Source organism: Allobosea sp. 01N443, assembly GCF_056399325.1.
Window position 1 is genome coordinate 20,259 of sequence record NZ_JBFTRC010000026.1, and the last position, 22,153, is coordinate 42,411.

The window sequence follows — 22,153 nt, forward strand, 5'->3', positions numbered from 1 at the left end:
GTGATGAAAGCCAGAAGTGACTACCGGATCCTCGTGGTCGACGACCAGAAGAGCATGCGCGGTCTTGCCACCTATTTCCTGAAGCAGATCGAGTTCCAGGACATCGATGAGGCGGAGAATGCGCGCGAAGCGCTGATGAAGATGCAGACCAAGCGCTATGATCTGCTTTTGCTCGACTGGAACATGGACGGAATGAGCGGCATCGATCTGCTGCGGGCGATCCGTTCCGTGCCGGAGCTCAACCAGATCAAGATCATCATGGCGACCTCCGAGCGCTCGGTGGACAAGATGGACGAGGCGACCAGCAACGGCGCCGACCACTATGTCGTGAAACCCTATGAGCTCCGCGATCTCGAGGTGCGGGTGAAGAAGGTTCTCGCCTGCTGAGCGCAGGCGGCTCGAGGCTAAAGCATCGGCCCGAAAAGTGGATTGCGGTTTTCGGGAAAGCCGGTGCAAAGATAAAGGGATAGATCATCGGACCGGATACGATTTCCTGTCCGATGATCTAATCTCACCATTGTGATCCAGCGCCTCGGGCCATCATGGCTGCGGGGCGCTCTCATTTGCGCCAGTATCTGCGCCGGATTATGAGGTTTGGCGGGAGGGCAGGCCATGCCGCTGCTTCGTCGTGACGTGTTGAGCCTGATCGGCGGGCTCGCTGCGAGCCCATCATTTGCCATATCGCCGGATATGCAGAGCGCACCCGACGCCTACCAGTTTGCGTTCGCCCGGCTCGAGGGCGGCCATATTCCGCTGGCGGCCTATCGCGGCAAGCCGATCCTGATCGTCAACACGGCTACCAATTGCGGCTACGCAGGGCAGTTCGCAACACTTGAGCAGCTGTGGCAACGCTATTCCGGCCGTGGCCTGATGTTGCTGGCGGTGCCGTGCAACGACTTCGGCGGGCAGGAGCCGCTGGAAGGCGTGGCTATCGCGGAAGCAGCGCGCCAGACCTATGGCGCGACTTACCCGTTCGCCGCGAAATCGAGCGTGCGCGGCCCGGACGCCCATCCATTCTATCGCTGGGCGGCGACACGGCGGCCGGCCGAAGTCCCGACCTGGAACTTCCATAAGTATCTGGTCGGGCGCGATGGCAGCCTCGTAGGCGGCTTTCCCGCGAGCTCGGACCCGGTCGGCTCACAGCTGATCCGGGCTATCGGTCAGGAGCTGCACGCCGCCTGAGCCCGCCTTCAGCTACGCGCGTAGATGTCTTCGATGCGGATGATGTCGTCCTCGCCGGTATAGGAGCCGACCTGTACCTCGATCAGTTCGAGGTCGATCCTGCCGGGATTGCGCAAGCGGTGGACGCAGCCGATCGGCAAGTACACCGATTCATTCTCATGCACGTGCGTGACCTTGGCATCGACCGTAACTTCGGCTGTTCCCGAAACCACGACCCAATGCTCGGCGCGATGAAAGTGCTTCTGCAGGCTGAGCAGCCCGCCCGGCTTGACGTTGATGCGCTTAACCTGGAAGCGCTGGCCGATATCGATGCGCTGATACCAGCCCCAGGGCCGGTAGACCCTCAAGTGCTCGCTCGCCTGCGGCCGGCCATCGGTCTTCATCAACTCGACGAGGTTCTTGACCTTGCCGGCGGCGGCCATTGACGAGACGAGCACGGCATCGCGCGTCGCAACCACGACGACATCGTCGAGGCCGAGAACCGTCGTCAACACGTCATCGCTGCGGACATAGATGCCGTGGCTATCGAGCGCGACCACCTCGCCTTCGAGGACGTTGCGATCGGCGTCCTTCTGTTTGATCTCGTGGATCGAGTCCCAGGCGCCGATATCGGACCAGTCGAAGCTTGCCTGCACGACACCGGCCGCCCGCGTCCGCTCCATCACGGCGTAGTCGATTGAAATCTTGGTGGCCTGGGCAAAGGCCTCCGGATCGAGGCGCAGGAAGTCGAGGTCGCGGGTCGCCTTGGCAATCGCTTCACGCGCGGCATTCAGCACGTCCGGAACGTGGCGTTCCATCTCGTCGCACATCGTCGCCGCGGCAAAGACGAAATTGCCGCTGTTCCAGAGATATCCCTCCTCGAGATAGCGCGTGGCGCGTTCCAGGTCGGGCTTCTCGACAAAACGCTGCAGACGTTTCGCGCGCTCGCCGGGCAGCGGCTCGCCGGGTGCGAGATAGCCATAGGCCGTCGAGGGATGCGTCGGGGGAATGCCGAGCGTCATGATCAGGCCGGACGCAGCGAGCTCGGCTGCGATCGCGCAATCGTCGCGGAATGCCGCAGTCGCCTGAATGACGTGATCGGCTGCAAAGGCCGCACAGATTGCGCCGGCCCTGCGCTGTTCTGCCAATAGCGAGCCGACTGCGACCGCTGCGGCGGAATCGCGTCGCTCCGGCTCCAGGACGATCTCGCCCTTGATGCCGATCGCGAGCATCTGTTCGGCAACGATAAAGCGAAAGTCATTGTTGGTGATGACGATCGGCGCATCGAAGCGCGGGTCATGCAGCCGCTGCAGGGTCGCCTGGAAGGTCGAGATCCCGTCTCCGAGCAGCGGAATGAACTGCTTGGGCAACGTATCGCGCGACAGCGGCCAAAGCCGGGTGCCGGCTCCGCCGGCCATGACGAGCGGAACGATTTTCGGGACTGACATCAAGCGCGCTCTTCTCAGGCAGGTCGTGACCCTGCTGCCTTACAGCAACGTCACTACCATTGGTTAAATGCAGGGTCGTGGAAAAATTCAGGCCTTGGCCTTCTGGCCCGGACGAAAGGCGACGATGACGGTCGGGTCGGTGTCCAGGTAGGGGCCCTCGATCAGGTCAATGCAGTAGGGTATGGCGGGCATCACGGCGTCGAGGCATTCGGCGATCGCGCGGGGCCGTCCCGGCAGGTTGACGATGAGCGAGCGACCACGGATGCCGGCGGTCTGGCGCGAGAGTATCGCGGTCGGCACCTTGGTGAGGCTGACCTGGCGCATCAGTTCGCCGAAGCCGGGCATCGGTTTCTCGACAACGTCGTCCGTGGCCTCGGGCGTGACGTCGCGGGGAGCGGGACCGGTGCCTCCCGTCGTGACGATGAGACAGCAGCCCTCGCGGTCGGCAAGTTCAATCAGGGTGTCGGCAATCGCCTTGCGGTCGTCCGGGATGACCCGCGCAACGGCCGTCCAGGGCGAAGTGAGCGCATTCTTCAGGTAGTCGCGAATGGCGGGGCCGCCCTCGTCGGCATAGATGCCGGCTGAGGCCCGGTCGGATACCGTGACGATTCCGATCTTGATATCGCTGGTCATGCCGTCGCACCGTTGCAGGATGATCCTGGCCGGTATCGGGCAGGTGGCGAGCCTGGTCAATCTCGTCATGAGCCGCCGCCTTCCGAGCCCGACGTCGGCTCGACAGGGCGGCGTCGCCGGAGTTGCTCTCAGTTGATGCGTGCGAGGTCGCCAGGCGAGCCGCGTGATCTCTATCGATGCTTTGCCGATTGATGACGATTCCGCAGGCGCCGCAGCCACGTGCGGGCCAGGGCGGCGACCTGTGCCGGCCCCGGTATCGCGCTGCCGATCGCGATGATCGCATTCGCCATGGTCCTGCGCTCGCCCCAGACATAGGTTCCGGGATCGACGCCGTCGCCTGCGCCGCTGTCGAAGAAGACCGGCGGCGTCTCCGTGAAATCGGCTTGGAGCATCGCAATGGTCAGCGCTCGCCCTGGCGAATGGCGCGCCTGGGTCTCGTCATAGGCGATCTTCAGGAACTGGCGGGTATTTCCGCTTTCGACGAGCAGGCCCATCGCCATGGGCTTGCCATCGAGCAGCAGCGTGTCGAGCTGGAGCGCGTCCTGTTCGACGAAGAGCTCGACCAGCCGGTGGAAATAGGCCGCGTCATTAGGCAGGCAGGCGATTGCGGTCGCGGCTTCCCCCTTCCAGCCTGCCGCTTCGAGCGCGAGGAAGGTCTCGAACGCCTCGCCTGCGGCTTGGCGACGCTTGCGCTGGAAGGAGACCACGCCGTTCCGTGCGATCGCCCGGAACTGCTGCATGCGCTTCTTGTAGCTTGAGCCAAGGGCGCGACGGAGATAGCGCTCGGCATCGTCGCCGGGCTGAGCGATCATCACGGGACGCTGCCAGGTTTCGAATGTCGTCAGCCCGCTGCCGGTGACCCGGCAAGCCTCCTGGAGCGCACGAAAACCTGGCCCCTGCACGGGCAGGAGCGGCAGAGCCAGGGTTTTCGGCAGGTCGCGCGATGCGGCGAGGTGGCGCAGCAGAGCGAGCGCGATATCCTCGGCATTGTCGCGGTCCAGCACGGGGGCCGATGAAACCTCGTAGAGCGGCACGAGCGGAGCGGCGAGGATGGGGGTAAGGCCGCTGCGCCAGTCGCGCTGCCGACGCAACACCCAGATTCCGACGAGGCTCTCGGAACCGAGCGCTTCACTGCGCCAGGCCGTCAGGATGACGATGCGGTCATCTGGAACCAGGACCCGCGCAGCCGCGACAGTGGCTGGCGACATGGCGGGATTGGGCTCGACCGCTCGTTCCGCGAGTTCGGCGAAGGCTGCACCATAGCCGACATAATCGCCAAGCCGCGTGCGCCTGATGACGATCTCGGCGCTCATCCGACCCTCGTGCGGAGGCGGCAAGCAGGCTCTGGGCAGAACTGGATCAAGACTGGCCGCCGCCCTGCCTACCGAGGCGCATCTCGCCCCGTAACGATAGCACAAAGGCGATGACCTGCGCCGCAGCCCGGTAGAGTTCCTCGGGGATCTGATCGTCCAGCTCGACCGTGGAGAGAGCCTGCGCGAGCACAGCGTTCCGCTCGATGTCGACATCATGTTCGCGGGCGGTCTCGATGATGCGTTGAGCAAGCTCTCCGCGGCCCTTTGCTGTGACGCGCGGGGCGCCATGGCCGTCATACTCGAGCGCGACCGCGAGCGGATCGGGAGAGGGAGGGCTCATGACAGACGGTCCAGGAACTGGCCGGCGGTCGCTCGCCTGGCTTGCGGCTGGCCGGTATGAATGTCGACGGTTCCGTCTTCAAATTTTGCATTGGCCAGCGCTGCCTGGAGATCAGGCGCAGCGCCGCGCAGGAACTGGCTCGTTCCTTCGCGTTCGGCCCAAAGCGAGACGCTCACCGCGCGTCCCTTGAGCGTTACGACACCTTGCAGCGGACCCATCGGCTCGGCGTCGAGGGCAAAGCGCACGCGCCAGAGGGGCCCTTCGACACCAGAGGGGCTGCGTCGCGGCGGGTCCTTCTCGATATGCAGCGGCAGGATCGCGGTGCCCGCTTGGAAAGCGAGAGGGATCTCCGTCACCCAGCGTTGGCCTTGTGCGGCCTCGGGACGGTTGGGTTCTGGCGGCAGAGATGCGAACTGCGCGAGCTTGACGCGGTCGAGCGCGGCTTCGGTCTGGTCGAGCAGCGTGCGTGCGATGACGAGCGGCTTCTCTCCGGCCGACAGGGTGGGTTCGGCAATCGATTGAGGGGCGAGCGCGCCGTCGCGCCGTGGCGGGGACGGGCGGATATGCGCTTCCGCATCGCTCGTTGCCTGCTCTGCCGTCCTTGGTTCTGTTCCCGACGGTTTGAGCCCTGGAGCGGCGGCGTCCGGGGCGACAAGCGGCCGCAGCATGTCGCTGAGCGCGCGTAACCCCGCCTTCAGATCGCCGTGAGGAGAGGGGCGTGGTGCGGCTGCCTCCGGGCGGTCGCTTGCTCGCGAAGGCAGTCTTGCCTCCTGCGCATCCAGGAAAAGTCCGGAGCGTGCGACGGCCTGCTTCAAGCCCTGGCCGGTTACGGGTCTACGCTCGGCCGGCATGGCCTGAGCCAGGATCTGGTCGATCAGGCCCATCAGGGGCTTGGGCAGGATGAGGGAGATCGTACCGTTGGCAAGCACCTGCAGATTGGCGAAGAGCGGCGCGAGACTGTCCTGGCGAGCGAGAGCCTCGCCCATCAGCGGGCCGGCAAGTGCGCGCGGCGAGGGCGTCGCCTCGGACTGCAGCCGTTGGGTCGGCGCAGGGGCCACCGCGACGGTAGCGGGGATTGGCAAAGGTGCTGAAGAGCTCGCGCCGGCAAGACGCGACGAAGCCGGCAGGCCGGGGGTGGCGGCCTCCGGAGCCGACGGCTTGGCGCTGCGGCCCGTCTCCAGCGCAAGCGGTGCGAGCGCCGGCTCGCGCCGCGGACCGTCGATGGGCACCAACTGAGCCGGAGGAGTGAGAGCTTCGCCAGGGGGGCGAGCCGCAAGCAGCGTCGCCCGCACCCCCGTTCCACCGTCTTCCGGAGCCTCGATTTTGAGTGTGAGCGTTGTGCCGGGCTGCAGCGCAGCCTGTCGGACTTCCGGGCCGGCGAGAACGAGATCGATCTTCACGCCATCGACCAAAGCGGTCACGGTACCGTCCTTGCCCAGGGAGAGCAAGCGCGCTTCGACCGTCTTGCCGGGCTCGAGCCCGGCTCCGGGAGCCAAGGCGGCAAGCAAGGTGGCGAGGGTCTGGCTCTGGACGAGAGCGGCGAGATTCATGCGGGAGCGACCATTGACTGACTGTCGCAGCTTCCCATGAAATCTTAAGGAATCTCTTGCCCTTKCAAGGCATCTCTGCGTGCCTCGCTCTGGTGCGGGCGCAGGTGATGAGGCAGGTTTGCGCGCCAATGCATCAGGGACAACGCAGATGAACTATCGTCGGCTCGGCCGTTCCGGCCTGAAGGTTTCGCCGCTATGCCTGGGGACGATGATGTTCGGAGGTGCGACTGAGGAAGGCGATGCACGAGCCATCGTCGATCACGCGCGCGCGGCCGGGATCAATTTCATCGACACGGCCGACGTCTATAACGAGGGCCGCTCCGAAGAGGTGACCGGGCGGGCGATTGCCGCGAACCGGCATGACTGGGTTCTGGCCACCAAGGTCGCGAGCGTTATGGGGCCGGGGCCCTATCAGAGTGGCCTCTCCCGGAAATGGGTGATGCAGGCCTGCGAGGACAGCCTTCGGCGGCTCGGGACGGATTTCATCGATATCTACTATCTCCACAAGGAAGACCACACCGTGCCGCTTGGCGAGACGGTGCATGCGCTCGCCGATCTCGTGCGTGAGGGCAAGATCCGGCATTTCGGCGTTTCGAACTACCGCTCCTGGCGCGTCGCGGAAATCTGCCGGCTCTGCGATGAACTCGGCATCGACCGGCCCGTGGTCAGCCAGCCCTATTACAACGCGATGAACCGCATGCCCGAGGTCGAGCATTTGCCCGCCTGCGATTTCTACGGCCTGGGTGTCGCGTCCTATTCGCCTCTCGCCCGCGGCATTCTGACYGCGAAATACGAACCGGGTCAGGCACCGCCGGAGGGCACGCGGGCCGGCCGCGCGGACAAGCGGATCATGCAGACCGAATGGCGCGAGGAATCGCTGATCATCGCCCGCACGATCCGCGACCATGCGGCCGCGAAGGGGCTGACCCCGATCCAGTTCGCGGTGCAGTGGGTGCTGAACAATGCGCTGGTGACGGCGGCGATCGCCGGTCCGCGCACCCTCGAACAATGGCAGGCCTATCTCGCGGCGCTCGATGCCCGCTTCGACGCCGAGGATGAGGCCCTGGTCGATCGGCTCGTGCCTGCCGGCCATCCCTCGACGCCGGGTTACAGCGATCCAGCCTACCCGCTGGAGGGCCGGATCACGCGCAAGGCCTGAGGCCGGCCTCGCCGGCGTGGAGCTTGCTCTTTCCGGATGGGCTGCGCCAATAGGCGCTTGCGAGTGCCGCAGCCGGGCCGATGCCTGGCAGGAGCAGGAGGGCGCATGGCGGTCGAAGGCCTTACCGGTGATCTCGTCAAGGTCGTGGCGCTCCTGGGCGCGGGCGTCGTCGCGGTGCCGATCTTTCGTCGTCTCGGCCTTGGTTCCGTGCTCGGTTACTTCACCGCCGGTGTCGCCATCGGGCCATCGGGGCTCGGTCTCTTCGCCAACCCGGAGGCCGTGCTCCACGTCGCCGAGTTCGGCGTCGTCATGTTCCTGTTCATCATCGGCCTGGAGATGCAGCCCTCCCGGCTCTGGAAGCTGAAGGGTGAGATCTTCGGGCTGGGTGTCGCGCAGGTCTGCTTGTGCGGTGCGCTGCTGACCGGTGTCGGCCTGCTCGCGGGCCTGAGCCTTCCGGCTGCCTTCGTGGCCGGAATGGGCTTCGTCCTGTCCTCGACCGCCGTCGTCATGCAGATGCTGAACGAGCGTGGCGAGACCTCGACACTGCATGGGCAGCAGGCGGTGTCGATCCTCTTGCTCGAAGACCTTGCGATCGTGCCGCTGCTGGCGATCGTTGCTCTCCTTGCGCCGGCGAAGCCGGGGGATACCGGCGACTGGCTCCCGCTTCTGATCGCCGCCGGCTCCGTTATTGGTCTCGTGGTGGCGGGGCGCTGGTTGCTCAACCCGATGTTCCGGCTGCTTGCGGCTGCGCAAGCCCGCGAAGTCATGACCGCGGCTGCCTTGCTGGTCGTGCTCGGAGCAGCGCTCGCCATGCAGTTGAGTGGGCTCTCCATGGCGATGGGGGCCTTTCTCGCCGGCGTGTTGTTGTCGGAGTCGAGTTTTCGGCACCAGCTCGAAGCCGATATCGAGCCGTTCCGCGGGATCCTGCTCGGCCTGTTCTTCCTTGCCGTCGGCATGTCGCTCGAACTCGACCTGATCGCCCGTGAATGGCGTCTGGTCGCGTTGGCCGTGGTGGCGTTCATGGCGGTGAAGGCCAGTGGTATCTTCATCGTCGCCAAGCTGTTCGGCTCCAGGACCCGCGACGCCATCACGCGGGTGGCACTGTTCTCACAGGGCGGTGAATTCGCCTTCGTGCTCTATGCTGCTGCGGCAGCGGCGGGCATCTTCGGCGCTGAGGTCAACGCAGTGGCCAGCGCCACGGTCATCCTGTCGATGGCGCTTACCCCCTTGCTCGTATTGGCTCTCGATCGCTTCCTGCCACCGGAGCAGACCTCGCTGGACGGCGTCGAGATTGCCTCCGGCCTGCATGGCAGCGCGTTGATGATCGGCTTTGGGCGTTTCGGACAGGTTGCCAGCCAGACATTGCTGGCGCGGGGCTGCAGCGTCTCGATCATCGAAGTCGATGTCGAACTGATCCGTGCCGCGTCGAATTTCGGCTTCAAAGTCTATTACGGTGACGGCACGCGGCGCGAGATCCTGCATGCTGCCGGCGCCGAGCGGGCGCAGGTGATCCTGGTCTGTGTCGATAATCGCGTGACTGCCGACAGGATCGTCGCCATGGCGCAGGCCGAATTCCCGCACGCGAAGCTGTTCGTGCGAGCCTATGATCGCGGCCACGCGATGGACCTGATCCGCAGCAATGTCGAATACCAGATTCGTGAGACCTTCGAATCCGCCATGCTTTTCGGCGCAGCCGCACTGCGCAGCATGGGACTGTCGGAGGAGGAGGTCGCTGAGATTGCCGAGGATGTGCGTCGTCGCGACGATGAACGGCTGGATCTCCAGGTCGCGAGCGATATTCATGCGGGCAACGATCTCCTCCACGGCAATACACCGATACCGACCCCGCTGACCGCACCTAAGGCGCCCGGCAAGATTCTGGGCTCCGCCCCGGATGATTATGGCGATGTCGGCGGCCCCTAGACTAGCCGGCCGTCAACTGTTCCCAGCCCGCCATCGCGCCGCGGACAACCGCGTCCAGTTGCTGGCGGGAAGCACCGTCGCGCGCCTGGATCGACATACCCTGCTGAACGGTGACGTAATAGCTCGCGAGGGCTTCGGCATCGATACCAGGCGGGATCTCGCCGGCGTCGATCGCAGCGCGCAACCGCCGGGCGATGGTCGCGACGCTTCCGGCGCGCATATCACGCAGTTTGGTCGCGGTCTCGTCGCTGACGCCAACGGCATTCACCGCCGAGAGCACGATCATGCAGCCGGGCGGGCGCCCCGGCCGCGTGAATACGGCGGCGCTTGCAGCCAGGAACGCCGAGACCGCCTCTCGGGCGGTTGGCGCTGCTGTCAACGGGCCGGCGATCTCATCGCTTTCACTCGCTTCGAAGAAGTCGATGGCTTCGCAATAGAGTTCCTCCTTGCTGCCGAAGGCGGCATAGAGGCTCGGCGAGCCAATGCCCATCGCTCCCGTCAGATCGCTGAGGGAGGTGGCCTGATAGCCCTTTGCCCAGAAAATCAGCATCGCCTTCTTCAGGGCGTCGGATCGATCGAAGGCGCGGGGGCGGCCGCGTTCCGTCATTGCCATTCCTTTTCTGTATCGATCGGTAGATAATTATCTTGACGGTGGGAGGCAAGCGCTCCATCTGTTTCTGCATCAATCATCACAGAAATGGAACTGCCTGATGTCACGCTTCACTGGAAAGAAGGCCCTGGTCACGGGCGGCAGCCGCGGCATCGGTGCCGCGATCGCCCTGCGATTGGCTCGCGAGGGCGCCGATGTGGCGATCACCTTTGAGCACTCCGCCGACAAGGCAGGCGAGGTGGTCCGCGCCATCGAGGCCCTTGGCCGCAAGGGATTCGCACTTGCTGCCGACAGCGCGGATCCGGTGGCGGTCAAGGGGGCGGTCGACAAGGCCGCGGCCTCGCTGGGCGGGCTCGACATTCTGGTCAACAACGCCGGCATCTGGCGTGGAGGAGCGGTTGCCGAGTGGAGTCTCGCCGATATCGACGCGACACTTGCCGTCAACGTTCGCGCTGTCGTGCTCGCCTCACAGGCGGCCGCGGCGCATCTCGGCGTCGGCGGACGCATCATCTCGACCGGGTCCTGCCTCGCAGATCGCGTGGTCGAAGAGGGTGCGACGCTCTACGCGATGAGCAAGGCGGCGCTGATCGGCTTCACCAAGGGGCTCGCCCGCGACCTCGGCCCGCGCGGCATTACGGTCAATATCGTGCATCCCGGCTCAACCGACACAGACATGAATCCGGCGATCGGCCCGCAGGCCGATGAGCAGCGCGCCCGCATGGCGATCCCGCGCTACGGCAAGCCAGAGGATATCGCGGGGCTGGTGGCCTATCTGGCGAGCGAAGAAGCGCGTTTCGTCACCGGGGCGGGCTTTGCAATCGATGGGGGCGCCAACACCTGAAGATTGGCCTGGCGGCGGCTCAGTTCAGCATGCAGAAGCCGCCGACCACCACTTCGCTGCGGCACCAGATCCTTGGTTCCTCGGCGGTGCTGAGCCGCAGCATCGCTGGGGCCGCCGCGCTGGCCGTCGGGAAGGGAGGGCGCGACGGGGCGTCGCCCTTGGCCGCTTCCTGCTGTGAGGATCGGCCGACCCGCGGCGCGACCCCGACGGAGGTCCCGCTTCCTCCGCTGGAACTGGTCTGGGAGCTTCCATGCGACGAACGGCTTCCGCCGCGGAATTTCGCGGCTTCGGCACCCGCCGGCAGCAACAGGGCGGCAATGACGGCAGTCGTGAGAACCCGGATCATGCTGCACTCCCATGAGACGGGAACAGATTGCCGCTGCGGAACGGGAGGGCAAGAAAAGCCTCTCGCCAGGCTGAGCGAGGGGTTAATGCGCGCCTGAAAACCGGAGAGGCCGGTCAGTTTCCGGGCAGGACGATGATCGTCGGCTTGGGCGGCAGCATAGCCTTGCTGATCGTGATTTCGGCCTCGGCCCGGCGTTCGACGGGCCAGAGATCCTGGGAGCGCGCGAGGAAACGACTGAGGCTCGAGCCGCCGAAGAAATGCATCGGGATCATCACCTTGGCCTGCACCGATTTCAGCACCTCGATCATGCCTTCCTGATCGAGCGTATAGCTGCCATCGACCGGGAAGAGCACGACGTCGACGCGGCCGAGCGCGCGCAGATGGCCGGGTTCGAGCGGGTGGTGCAGATGCCCGAGATGGGCGATGCAGAGATCGCCGATCTCGAAGACGAACATCGAGTTGCCGTCGAAATCGGTCGATCCGGAATAGGAGCGGATATTGGTCGGCACATTGCGTACGCGCATGTCGCCGAGCGTGACGTCGTGCTTCGCGGCGCCCTTGCCGGCAGGGTCCCAGCCGGGCAGGACCTGCTTGATGGCGGGATCGGGATTGCGCGAATTGTGGGTCGAATGCGCCTTGTTCATCGTCGCGATATCCGGCGTTTCGCGCGGCCGGATGTAGTCGTTGTAGTCGGTGGCGGCCTTCACGCCGCCGGGCGTCTCGATCAGGAAGGTGGCGTGGCCGACGAAGGTCAGCCGGACCTCGTCCTTGGCGAGCGCCGCGCGCTGGATCGGCGGGCGGAGGCTTGCCATCTCCGGGCGGCAGCCGGGCTCGTCGGATTGGGCTTGCGCCGGCGCCAGGCACGCCAGCGTCGCGAGCAATCCGAAGACGGCTCGGCCTAGCGTCGTCGACAGTCTCATGAACTTCGCTCCCGCTGCGTTCCCGCAGCCAAGGTTTAGGCAAAATTCCGGGCTGCGAAAGCCAGGCTGTCAGTTTCGTGACTATCGTCCGATTGGGATGACCGGTTGCATATCAGGATCGGTTATGGCAAGAATCCGATATCGTTTTGCAACTGGTTTGGAATGATCGCCATGACGAGGCTGGTGGTTCGCGGGTTTTCGCTGTCGCTGGACGGTTACGGTGCCGGACCCAGCCAGGATGTCGACAATCCGCTCGGCGTGAACGGTGCGAAGCTGCATCGCTGGGCGTTCGGCACGCGCACTTTCCGAGAGATGTTCGGGCAAGAGGGCGGCGAAACCGGCGTCGATGACGATTTTGCCGCGCGCGGCTTTGCCAATATCGGCTCCTGGATCATGGGCCGGAACATGTTCGGGCCGATCCGGGGAGAATGGCCGGACGAGGCCTGGAAAGGCTGGTGGGGGGACAATCCGCCCTATCATGTTCCGGTCTTCGTACTGACCCATCATGCGCGCCCCCCGCTGGAGATGACGGGCGGCACGACATTTCACTTCGTCACCGATGGGCCGGAGGCGGCACTCCAACGCGCCAGTGAAGCCGCAGGTGGCAAGGACATCAGGCTCGGCGGTGGCGTTGCGACGATCCGGGACTATCTGCGCGCGGGGGCAGTCGACGAGATGCACCTCGCCGTCTCGCCGATCCTGCTCGGCACCGGCGAGAACCTCTTCATTGATCTCGACCTGCCCGCATTGGGCTATACCAGCACGCAGCACAGTGCGACGCCCGCCGCCACACATATTGTCGTGACCAGGCGAGCCTGATCAATCGCGGCGCGGAGCCTGCACCTCATAGCGGCGGCAGGCGCCGCTTCACCGGCTGGCTCTTCACGATGGCCGAACTGGTCTCCGCCTTGTCCGCGATCCGGTCGAGGATCTGGTCGAGCTGTTCGATGGAGCGCAGATGCAGCCGGCCGATGAAGCAGTCATCGCCGGTGACCTTGTCGCATTCCGAGAATTCCGGGATCTCCTCGATCAACTGCTGGACCGCGTGTAGTTTGCCGGGGAGGGGGCGGATCCGGACGATCGCCTGCAATTGGTAGCCGATCGCATGGGGATCGATGTCGACGGTGAAGGCGCGGATTACGCCGCGCTCTTCCAGCCGTCGAAGCCGCTCGGAGACGCTGGGCGAAGACAGATTCACCCGCTGAGCCAGCTCCTTCAGGGAGATGCGGGCATCCCCGGCTAGAATGTCGATGATGTTCCGGTCCAGCTCGTCGATCATATGGTTATCAGGTCTCCTGAGGTTTGACCCTTACAATATGAGGCATTCTCTCTGATTTGTCTCATGTAATCCATAGAACGCGGGATTCCGTCATCCTATCATCCGGCTTCATTTCTGGGTGGAGGTGGTGATGACGGACCATAGGCGCGGCGTGGCCGAGATGACGGCCGCCATGATGATCTCAGGCACGATCGGCTGGTTCGTGGTTCGCTCCGGCCAGCCGGTGATGGATGTGGTGTTCTGGCGCTGCGCTTTCGGTGCCGCGACCCTGTTGATCGTCTGCGGAGCCCTGGGGCTGCTTCGGCGCGGCGCGATGACCGGTCGCCAGCTCGCGCTCGCCGCGATAGGCGGCGTTGCCGTCGTCCTGAACTGGCTGCTGCTGTTCTCGGCCTATTCGCGCGCTTCGATCTCGGTTGCGACGGTGGTCTACAACACCCAGCCCTTCATGCTCGTCGGGCTCGGCGCGCTGCTGTTTGCCGAACGACTGACCGTCACGAAGCTGTTCTGGCTCGCGATCTCCTTTACCGGCATGGTGCTGATCATGCAGGCGAAGCCGGGCGCGGGGGCGGTWGGGACCGATTATCTCACGGGCATCGCCATGGCACTCGGCGCGGCCTTCTTCTACGCGCTGGCCGCTATCGTGGCGAAGGCGCTGAAGGGCGTTGCGCCCTATCTGATCGTGCTGGTCCAGGTCCTGGTCGGGATCGCGATGCTCACTCCCTTCGCCAGCCTGGCGCAGTTGCCCGCCGGCGCGGAGACCTGGGCGCTGCTTGGCACGCTCGGCGTCGTCCATACCGGGCTGATGTTCGTGCTGCTCTATATGGCGATCCAGCGGTTGCCGACGACGCTGACCGGCGCGCTGTCCTTCATCTATCCGATCGTCGCGATCATCGTCGATCTGACGGCCTTCGGCCACCAGCCGCAGCTTCTCCAGATCATCGGAGCCGCTGCGATCCTGATTGCCGCGGCGGGCATGACGCTCGGCTGGGTGCCGTGGCGGCGGCCTGATGCGACCTCGATCGTACGGCTTCCGGCCGAATAGACGCAGCAATCGCATCTGCGCGGCGCGAGCATGGCTGCCGCATGGAGCGTCTGTCCGGCGGCCAAAACGGGGGGCGAGGAAAGCTACACATCGCCTTGCCGTTCCCGATCTGGCCGGTACATGGCCAGCAGCTGCGGCAGCATGTCGTCGATGGCGACCGCCACTGCTGCGGGACCGCCGAGTTTCCCGTCCAGGGCGAGATGGGCGAAGCCGTGCACGAGCGACCAGGCTCCCATGGCCGCAAGCGCTACGTGCGGCGAGGAGACATCACGGCCGAGGCAGGCGGCCATGRCTCGCTCCAGCTCATGGCGTGCCGTCTCACCGACCAGCAACAGGCGCTCATTGCCGTCATCGAGACGGTCCTTGCGGAACATCAGGGCGAACCGGCCCGGGAATGCGACGGCGAACCGGACATAGCCGGTTCCTTGCCCGTGCAACCGCGCGAGCGGATCAGTGCCTCCTTCCGCCTCGCCTGCTCTCAGGAAGGCGACCAGCTCCTCGAAACCGCGAATGGCGACTTCCGTCAGGAGGCCGGAGACGCTGCCGAAATGATGCGCGGGCGCGCCTGCCGAAACGCCTGCGCGCCGTGCCGCCTCGCGCAGGCTGAACCCGTCAAGGCCGCGCTCGATCAGGATTCGGTCGGTGGCTGACACAAGCGCATCGCGCAGGTCGCCATGATGGTAGCCGCTCTTCGATGCCGGATTCATATCGCCTCTATCTTGACGGTGTTCAAATTATTGTCTACGCATCTGATCGCTGTTCAGATTAGCGAAATGCAAGAGGTTAGGCCATGGAAACCAGACACATCACGCGTCGGCTTGCAATCGCCGGCTCCGGATTGGGAATGGCCGTCGGTGCGGCGGCCGGCCTGGCCGGCGGCGCAATGCTCGGGGCCGCTGCGGCGGCACCGGCACCGGTCGTGCTGGATGGGCGCCGCCGCTTTGAAAACAAGGTCGTGCTCGTCACGGGAGGGACCTCCGGCATTGGCCGCGCGGCTGTGGAGGCCTTCGCTGCCGAAGGCGGAAAGGTCGCCTTCTGCGGTCGGCGCGAGGCGCTTGGCCAAGAGGTCGAGCGCAGCATCAAGGCAGCCGGCGGAGAGGCGCTCTATATCCGGGCCGACATCCGCAGGGAGGACGATGTCCGACGGTTCGTCGAGAGCTCCGTTACCCGATACGGYGGTTTGCACGTTGCCTTCAACAATGCCGGGATCACGCTTCAGAAGCCCCTGCATAGCTACGAGGCGGCGGAGTTCGACGACATTTTGAGCACCAACCTGCGCGGTGTGTTCCTGGCGATGAAGTACCAGATCCCGCACATGATGTCGGCGGGCGGCCAGATCGTCGTGACCTCGTCGACAGTGGCCACGACATGCCGGGAGAGCCAGTCGGCCTATGTCGCCAGCAAGGCGGCGTTGACGGGGCTCGTGCGCGCCGCGGCGCTCGACTATGTCAAACACGGCATCAGGGTGAACGCCCTTCTGCCGGGTACGACCGATACCGAACTGGTCCGCGGCGTTGCGGGCATGATGGCTGCGCCCGACGCCGTCTGGCAGATTGGCGGAGCGCAATGGGCCAAGGACAATATCCCGACCATGGGCCGCATGGCGACGGCGCGGGAAATGGCCGCTGTCGCGCTCGACCTGGCGGCCGCGACCCACCCTTATCTGACGGGGGCTTCGATCGTCGTCGACGGCGCGATGACGCTGCGGGCCTGAGGGAGTTGACGACGGGCGGTTGCAGCAAGCGGCCAGCCTCGCTACATACGCGGCACTCTTCCCGAAAGCCCCGGCGCGATCAGTCCGAAGCGGAGCCGCACATCCATGTCCCGTCAGTTCATCTACCATATGCGCGGCCTGTCGAAGACCTATCCGGGCGGCAAGCAGGTGCTGAAGGACATCCATCTGTCGTTCTACCCGGACGCCAAGATCGGTGTGCTCGGCGTCAACGGCGCCGGCAAGTCGACCCTGCTCAAGATCATGGCAGGCTATGACAAGGAATGGACCGGCGAGGCCTGGGTGGCCGAGGGCGCCCGGGTCGGCTACCTGCCGCAGGAGCCCAAGCTCGATGAGAGCCTGAATGTGCGCGACAACGTGATGCTCGGCGTCGCGCCGCAGAAGGCGATCCTCGACCGCTACAACGAGCTCGCGATGAACTATTCGGACGAGACCGCGGACGAGATGACCAAGCTCCAGGACGAGATCGAGGCCAAGGGCCTGTGGGATCTCGATTCCAAGGTCGACCAGGCGATGGACGCGTTGCGCTGCCCGCCCGACGACTGGCAGGTCTCGAAGCTCTCGGGCGGCGAACGCCGCCGTGTCGCGCTCTGCAAGCTGCTGCTCGAGCAGCCGGAACTGCTGCTGCTCGACGAACCGACCAACCATCTCGACGCCGAAACCACCGCCTGGCTCGAAGGCCATTTGCGGACCTATCCGGGCGCGATCCTGATCGTCACCCACGATCGCTACTTCCTCGACAATGTCACCAGCTGGATTCTCGAGCTCGATCGCGGCCAGGGCATTCCCTACGAGGGGAACTACTCCGCCTGGTCGGTGCAGAAGCAGAAGCGCCTCGCCCAGGAGGGCCGGGAGGACGTCTCGCGTCAGAAGACGCTGGAACGCGAGCAGGAATGGATTTCGGCTTCGCCTAAGGCGCGCCAGGCCAAGAGCAAGGCCCGCATCCAGCGCTATGACGAACTGGTGCAGAAGGCCTCGAACAAGGGGCCGGATACCGCGCAGATCGTCATCCCGATCGCCGAGCGCCTCGGCAACAATGTCGTCGATTTCGACAATCTGTCGAAGGGCTTCCAGGACAAGCTGCTGATCGACGGGTTGTCCTTCAAGCTGCCGCCGGGCGGCATCGTCGGCATCATCGGACCGAACGGCGCCGGCAAGACCACGCTGTTCCGGATGATCACCGGGCAGGAGAAGCCGGATTCCGGTTCGATCACCATCGGCGAGAGCGTCAAGCTCGGCTATGTCGACCAGAGCCGCGACTCGCTCGACGACAAGAAGAACGTCTGGGAGGAAATCTCAGGCGGCAACGACATCCTCTATCTCGGCAAGCGTGAGGTGAATTCGCGCGCCTATTGCTCGACTTTCAACTTCAAGGGCGGCGACCAGCAGAAGAAGGTCGGATCGCTCTCGGGCGGTGAGCGCAACCGCGTCCATCTTGCCAAGATGCTGAAATCGGGCGCGAACGTCCTGCTGCTCGACGAGCCGACCAACGATCTCGACGTCGACACGCTGCGCGCGCTCGAAGAGGCGCTGGAGGATTACGCCGGCTGCGCCGTGATCATCAGCCACGATCGCTGGTTCCTCGACCGTATCGCGACCCATATCCTCGCCTTCGAGGGCGACAGCCATGTCGAGTGGTTCGAGGGCAACTTTGCCGATTACGAGGAAGACAAGAAGCGCCGGCTGGGGATCGATTCCACGATCCCGAAGCGGATTCAGTACAAGAAGTTCTCGCGCTGATCTTCTGCACCTCGAAGACAAAAGGCCCGCGCTCCTAAAAGGGGGCGCGGGCCTTTCCATTGGGGCTGCCGATCTGGACGAGGCTCAGGCCTTGCCTTTCACCAGGATGTTCCCGTCGACCTGCTGGATGTCGCGCAGGCCGCAGAGCGCCATGGTGACGTCGAGCTCCTTGCGGATGATGTCGAGGCAGCGGGTCACGCCTTCCTCGCCCATGGCACCGAGGCCGTAAAGGAAGGCGCGGCCGATCATCACGCCGCGGGCGCCGAGCGCCACCGCCTTGATCACATCCTGTCCGGAGCGGATGCCGCCATCCATCAGGACTTCCATGCGGCCGCCGACCTGCTCGACGATGCCCGGTAGCGCCGCGATCGAAGAGACGGCGCCGTCGAGCTGGCGGCCGCCATGGTTCGAGACGATCAAAGCGTCGGCACCGCTTCTGGCAGCGAGCTCGGCATCCTCTGGATCGAGAATACCCTTCAGGATCAGTTTGCCGCCCCAGCGATCCTTGATCCACTTCACATCGTCCCAGCTTAGCGCCGGATCGAACTGTTCGGCCGTCCAGGAGGAGAGCGATGAGAGATCGCCGACGCCCTTGGCGTGGCCGACGATGTTTCCAAAGCTGCGGCGCTTGGTGCCGAGCATGCCAAGGCACCAGCGCGGCTTGGTCGCGAGGTTGATCAGATTGGCGATCGTCGGCTTCGGCGGGGCGGAGAGCCCGTTGCGGATATCCTTGTGGCGCTGGCCGAGGATCTGGAGGTCGAGCGTCAGGACCAGGGCCGAGCACTGCGCCGCCTTGGCACGATCGATCAGGCGAATGATGAAGTCGCGGTCCTTCATCACGTAGAGCTGGAACCAGAACGGTGCGTCGGTGTTCTCGGCGACATCCTCGATCGAGCAGATGCTCATGGTCGAGAGCGTGAAGGGGACGCCGGCCTTGGCTGCAGCGCGGGCGGCGAGGATTTCGCCGTCGGCGTGCTGCATTCCGGTGAGGCCGGTCGGGGCGAGTGCAACCGGCATCGTGGCGGCCTGGCCGGCCAGCGTGGTCGCCAGCGTGCGGTTGGTCATGTTGACGGCGACGCGCTGGCGCAGCTTGATGGCGGCGAAGTCGGCCTCGTTGGCGCGATAGGTGCCCTCGGTCCAGGCGCCGGAATCGGCGTAGTCGTAGAACATGCGCGGCACCCGGCGCTGGGCCAGGATGCGCAGGTCTTCGATGGTCAAGGGCTGGGACATGTCGGCTGGCTCCGCATTTTCGCTCCTGACCGCTCGGTCGCATGGAACCCTGCCGCAGGCAACCGCCCGCTACGTGACCCCGCTATACCGGCCGGGCTTATGATTGACTGCCAGGATCAGGTTGAGCACGGCAGCTCCCAGCAGCGAAATCAGCACTTTCTCCAGCGGCAGCATGAAGAGTGCACAGATGAGGATCAGCGCATCGATGCCAAGCTGAAACCAGCCGGCGCGGATATCGTGCTTCTCCTGCAGGTAGAGTGCGAGAATGTTGACGCCACCCAGCCCGGTGCGATGGCGAAACAGCGCAAGGACACCAAGACCGATCAGGCTGCCGCCGGCGACCGCGGCATAAACCGGGTCCACGGTTGCGATCGCCATCCAGCCGGGCGTGAACCAGGTGAAGAGCGAGACGAGCCCGACCGCGATGAAGGTCCGTAACGCGAAGCGCCAGCCCATGCGACGGACCGCGAGCCAATAGAATGGGAGGTTGATGGCGAAGAAGAGCAGGCCGAAATTGATCCCGGTGGCAAGCTGGAACAGCAATGCCAGCCCTGCCGCCCCGCTCGTGAGCAGGGTCGCCTTGCTGTAGAGGCTGATGCCGATGCTGACGAGCAATGTGCCGAGCAGCATGGCGAAGACGTCTTCGTAGAAACGATGGCGCTCGGTCGGTGGGGCTGAGGTCGCCGCGTCGCTCATGATGGATATCCGGCTGGGGTGAAGGGGCTTTGGTCGTCGGGCGCGACGATGCAACGGTTGAGCCACGCCGGTTGATCCTGTAGGGCCGGATCATCCCTACCGCCACCCTGCGAGATTTCCTCATGATTCTGCGGCTCGCCGCTGCGCTCTGCCTGACGCTCCTTGCCCATGCCGCGCCGGCACAGGACACCGTTGCCTGGAAAACCGGGCGCGAGGCGAAGCTCATCGAGACGCGCATCGAGGCGTTGCTCAAGACGATGACGCTCGACGAGAAGGTCGGTCAGCTGCATCTCTCGGGTCGTGGCGAGGGGTTCAACGCCGCACGCATCCGCGAAGGCCGGATGGGCGGGGTGATGAACTTCGTCGTGCCGCAGGAGGTTGCGGATGTCCAGAAAGCAGCGCGCGAGTCCCGGCTGAAGATCCCGCTGATCATCGGTCTCGATGCCGTCCACGGCTTCTCGACCTATTTTCCGCTTCCGCTTGGTCAGGCTTCGACCTGGAACCCGGAGCTGATCGAGGAGGCGGCCTATTGGACGGGGCGTGAAGCGCGCGCCGCCGGCATCCAATGGACCTTCGCGCCGATGGTCGACATCTCGCGTGATCCGCGTTGGGGCCGCGTCCTCGAGGGGGCGGGGGAAGACGCCTATTTCGGCTCCATTGTCGCTGCAGCGCGCACGCATGGCTATCAGCGCGGCGGCGTGGCGACGACCGTCAAGCATTTCGTCGGTTACGGTGCGGGCGAAGCCGGGCGTGACTACAACTCGACCTGGATCCCGACCAGCCAGCTCTTTGATCTCTACCTGCCGCCATTCAAGGCCTCGTTCGAGGCTGGTTCGATGACCGCTATGGCGGCGTTCAATGCGCTGAACGGCGTCCCGACCACCGCGCATGGCGGGCTGCTGACCGGGCTGCTGCGCCAGAACTGGGGATTCAAGGGTTTCGTTGTCTCGGATTTCGGCTCGATCACCGAACTCAGACTGCATGGCATTGCCAAGGACGATGCCGAGGCTGCGCGCAAGGCGCTGCTGGCCGGCATCGACATGGACATGATGGGTGACGTCTATGACAAGCACCTGGCGGCCGAGGTGAAGGCTGGTCGGGTCTCGGTGAAGATGCTCGACGAGGCGGTGCGCCGCGTGTTGCGCGTCAAATTCCACCTGGGCCTGTTCGAGCGGCCCGATGTCGACCCGGCCGCTGCCCCGGCTCTGATGCAGACGCAGGAGGCGCGCGAGGTCGCACTGCGCGCCGCGCGCGAAGGCATCATCCTACTCAAGAACGCCAACGAAACCCTGCCTGTTGCGTCTTCCGTCAAGCGGCTCGCGGTGATCGGCGCCATGGCCGTGCCGGAGGCCGAGCGGGTCTGGACCGATCCGGCCGGACTCGGACGGCGCGCCATCCAGTCCTTGCCCGACGCGTTGAAGGAGCGCGTCCAGGCCGGGGTCGAGGTCGTCTACGAGCCGGCTTTCACAAAGAACTGCGGCACGGAATTCGCGGACAAGGAGGCAGCGCTCCGCGCGGCTGCGGCGAGCGATCTCGTCATCGCCATGCTCGGCGAGGATTGCGAGTTCATCGGGGAGGGCGCCTCGCGCGCGAATCTCGGCCTGCCCGGTGTGCAGCAGGAGCTGCTCGAGGCACTCGTCGCGACGGGCAAGCCCGTCGTGCTGGTGCTGGCCACTGGCCGCCCGCTGGTCCTCACCTGGGCCGACGCCCATGTCGCCGCGATCATGCAGACCTTCCACGGCGGCACCGAGGGGCGCACGGCGATCGCCGAGGTCCTGACTGGAGCGGCGAATCCGGCGGGCCGCACGCCGATGAGCTATCCGCGCTCGGTCGGGCAGATCCCGATCTACTACAACCATCTCCCGACGGGGCGGCCGCAGAAGATCCGGCAGCGCTACGAGTCGATCTATATGGATGAGAAGAACGAGCCGCTTTATCCCTTCGGCTTCGGTCTTTCCTACTCTCGCTTCACCTATGCCAATCCGCGTGTCGACCGCTCGCGCATCGCGATCAATGGCATCGCAGAAATCTCGGTCGATGTGACCAATTCCGGCTCGCGCGACGGCCAGGAAGTGACGCAGCTTTATATCCGCCAGCCGGTCGCGACCCGGTCCCGACCGGTCCGCGAACTCAAGGGCTTCAACAAGCTCGCTATCAAGGCGGGCGAGACCAGGACCGTCAGTTTCAAGC

Annotated in this window: 22 protein-coding genes; 10 read left to right on the top strand and 12 right to left on the bottom strand. The window is 65.0% G+C overall.

All coding sequences use genetic code 11. The features are described 5' to 3' along the window. The first annotated feature begins 3 nt into the window (after positions 1-3). Positions 4-387, top strand: a complete 384-nt coding sequence (locus AC1DRP_RS09880; protein ID WP_043233413.1) for a response regulator — start codon at positions 4-6, stop codon at positions 385-387. Positions 388-612: 225 nt separating this feature from the next. Then, the gene (locus AC1DRP_RS09885; protein WP_441505305.1) at positions 613-1,182 is read left to right on the top strand and encodes a glutathione peroxidase; all 570 of its coding nucleotides are present in this window, start codon (positions 613-615) and stop codon (positions 1,180-1,182) included. 8 nt (positions 1,183-1,190) lie between these two features. On the opposite strand, the gene AC1DRP_RS09890 is transcribed toward AC1DRP_RS09885, so the two are convergent. The 5 genes from AC1DRP_RS09890 to fliK all read right to left on the bottom strand — a co-directional run bounded on the left by AC1DRP_RS09890 (position 1,191) and on the right by fliK (position 6,445). Further along, the gene (locus AC1DRP_RS09890; protein WP_441505306.1) at positions 1,191-2,609 is read right to left on the bottom strand and encodes a mannose-1-phosphate guanylyltransferase/mannose-6-phosphate isomerase; all 1,419 of its coding nucleotides are present in this window, start codon (positions 2,607-2,609) and stop codon (positions 1,191-1,193) included. 87 nt (positions 2,610-2,696) lie between these two features. Next, positions 2,697-3,242, bottom strand: a complete 546-nt coding sequence (gene mog, locus AC1DRP_RS09895; protein WP_441505369.1) for a molybdopterin adenylyltransferase — start codon at positions 3,240-3,242, stop codon at positions 2,697-2,699. A 170-nt stretch (positions 3,243-3,412) separates the two neighbouring features. After that, positions 3,413-4,555 carry a GNAT family N-acetyltransferase gene (locus tag AC1DRP_RS09900; protein ID WP_476768410.1) on the bottom strand — a complete coding sequence of 381 codons (1,143 nt, stop codon included), beginning with the start codon at positions 4,553-4,555 and terminating at the stop codon, positions 3,413-3,415. A gap of 46 nt (positions 4,556-4,601) precedes the next feature. Next, positions 4,602-4,895, bottom strand: coding sequence for an EscU/YscU/HrcU family type III secretion system export apparatus switch protein (locus tag AC1DRP_RS09905; RefSeq protein ID WP_476768411.1), 294 nt, complete (start codon positions 4,893-4,895; stop codon positions 4,602-4,604). After that, positions 4,892-6,445, bottom strand: coding sequence for a flagellar hook-length control protein FliK (fliK, locus tag AC1DRP_RS09910; RefSeq protein ID WP_476768412.1), 1,554 nt, complete (start codon positions 6,443-6,445; stop codon positions 4,892-4,894). Before fliK ends, AC1DRP_RS09905 begins: the two co-directional genes overlap by 4 nt. Before the next feature lie 148 nt (positions 6,446-6,593). Between fliK and AC1DRP_RS09915 the strand changes: the two genes are divergently transcribed. Together AC1DRP_RS09915 and AC1DRP_RS09920 are read left to right on the top strand one after the other, a co-directional pair. Continuing rightward, positions 6,594-7,604: an aldo/keto reductase gene (locus AC1DRP_RS09915; protein WP_441505310.1), complete on the top strand. Its 1,011-nt coding sequence runs from the start codon at positions 6,594-6,596 to the stop codon at positions 7,602-7,604. Between the two features lie 105 nt (positions 7,605-7,709). Then, positions 7,710-9,527: a monovalent cation:proton antiporter-2 (CPA2) family protein gene (locus AC1DRP_RS09920; protein ID WP_476768413.1), complete on the top strand. Its 1,818-nt coding sequence runs from the start codon at positions 7,710-7,712 to the stop codon at positions 9,525-9,527. Between the two features lies 1 nt (position 9,528). Here the strand turns inward: AC1DRP_RS09920 and AC1DRP_RS09925 are convergent, their stop codons facing one another. Next, positions 9,529-10,134, bottom strand: a complete 606-nt coding sequence (locus AC1DRP_RS09925; RefSeq protein ID WP_441489347.1) for a TetR/AcrR family transcriptional regulator — start codon at positions 10,132-10,134, stop codon at positions 9,529-9,531. Positions 10,135-10,237: 103 nt separating this feature from the next. On the opposite strand from AC1DRP_RS09925, the gene AC1DRP_RS09930 reads away from it, so the two are divergent. Beyond that, positions 10,238-10,978 carry a 3-oxoacyl-ACP reductase family protein gene (locus AC1DRP_RS09930; RefSeq protein WP_441489346.1) on the top strand — a complete coding sequence of 247 codons (741 nt, stop codon included), beginning with the start codon at positions 10,238-10,240 and terminating at the stop codon, positions 10,976-10,978. Between the two features lie 19 nt (positions 10,979-10,997). Here AC1DRP_RS09930 and AC1DRP_RS09935 read toward each other — a convergent pair whose 3' ends face one another. Both AC1DRP_RS09935 and AC1DRP_RS09940 read right to left on the bottom strand, forming a co-directional pair. After that, complete coding sequence (locus AC1DRP_RS09935) at positions 10,998-11,324, bottom strand: hypothetical protein (RefSeq protein ID WP_441489345.1); 327 nt, start codon at positions 11,322-11,324, stop codon at positions 10,998-11,000. A 113-nt stretch (positions 11,325-11,437) separates the two neighbouring features. Further along, complete coding sequence (locus AC1DRP_RS09940; RefSeq protein ID WP_441489344.1) at positions 11,438-12,244, bottom strand: MBL fold metallo-hydrolase; 807 nt, start codon at positions 12,242-12,244, stop codon at positions 11,438-11,440. 171 nt (positions 12,245-12,415) lie between these two features. Here AC1DRP_RS09940 and AC1DRP_RS09945 point away from each other — a divergent pair, with 171 nt between their 5' ends. Then, entirely contained in the window at positions 12,416-13,063 is a 648-nt protein-coding gene (locus tag AC1DRP_RS09945) for a dihydrofolate reductase family protein (RefSeq protein ID WP_441505311.1), read from the top strand. Between the two features lie 25 nt (positions 13,064-13,088). Here AC1DRP_RS09945 and AC1DRP_RS09950 read toward each other — a convergent pair whose 3' ends face one another. After that, positions 13,089-13,523: an Lrp/AsnC family transcriptional regulator gene (locus AC1DRP_RS09950; protein WP_043233394.1), complete on the bottom strand. Its 435-nt coding sequence runs from the start codon at positions 13,521-13,523 to the stop codon at positions 13,089-13,091. Between the two features lie 130 nt (positions 13,524-13,653). Between AC1DRP_RS09950 and AC1DRP_RS09955 the strand changes: the two genes are divergently transcribed. Beyond that, positions 13,654-14,565, top strand: a complete 912-nt coding sequence (locus AC1DRP_RS09955; RefSeq protein ID WP_476768414.1) for a DMT family transporter — start codon at positions 13,654-13,656, stop codon at positions 14,563-14,565. Between the two features lie 83 nt (positions 14,566-14,648). On the opposite strand, the gene AC1DRP_RS09960 is transcribed toward AC1DRP_RS09955, so the two are convergent. Next, complete coding sequence (locus tag AC1DRP_RS09960; protein ID WP_476768415.1) at positions 14,649-15,272, bottom strand: TetR/AcrR family transcriptional regulator; 624 nt, start codon at positions 15,270-15,272, stop codon at positions 14,649-14,651. Positions 15,273-15,355: 83 nt separating this feature from the next. Between AC1DRP_RS09960 and AC1DRP_RS09965 the strand changes: the two genes are divergently transcribed. Further along, positions 15,356-16,279 carry an SDR family NAD(P)-dependent oxidoreductase gene (locus AC1DRP_RS09965; RefSeq protein ID WP_441505314.1) on the top strand — a complete coding sequence of 308 codons (924 nt, stop codon included), beginning with the start codon at positions 15,356-15,358 and terminating at the stop codon, positions 16,277-16,279. 105 nt (positions 16,280-16,384) lie between these two features. Next, positions 16,385-18,037 carry an energy-dependent translational throttle protein EttA gene (gene ettA, locus AC1DRP_RS09970; RefSeq protein ID WP_441505315.1) on the top strand — a complete coding sequence of 551 codons (1,653 nt, stop codon included), beginning with the start codon at positions 16,385-16,387 and terminating at the stop codon, positions 18,035-18,037. Between the two features lie 84 nt (positions 18,038-18,121). Here ettA and AC1DRP_RS09975 read toward each other — a convergent pair whose 3' ends face one another. Continuing rightward, entirely contained in the window at positions 18,122-19,267 is a 1,146-nt protein-coding gene (locus tag AC1DRP_RS09975) for an alpha-hydroxy acid oxidase (RefSeq protein ID WP_441489339.1), read from the bottom strand. A gap of 69 nt (positions 19,268-19,336) precedes the next feature. Further along, positions 19,337-19,963, bottom strand: coding sequence for a YitT family protein (locus tag AC1DRP_RS09980; protein WP_476768416.1), 627 nt, complete (start codon positions 19,961-19,963; stop codon positions 19,337-19,339). A gap of 122 nt (positions 19,964-20,085) precedes the next feature. On the opposite strand from AC1DRP_RS09980, the gene AC1DRP_RS09985 reads away from it, so the two are divergent. Next, positions 20,086-22,153 (top strand): glycoside hydrolase family 3 N-terminal domain-containing protein (locus AC1DRP_RS09985; RefSeq protein ID WP_476768417.1); only part of this gene is annotated, 2,068 nt, incomplete at its 3' end.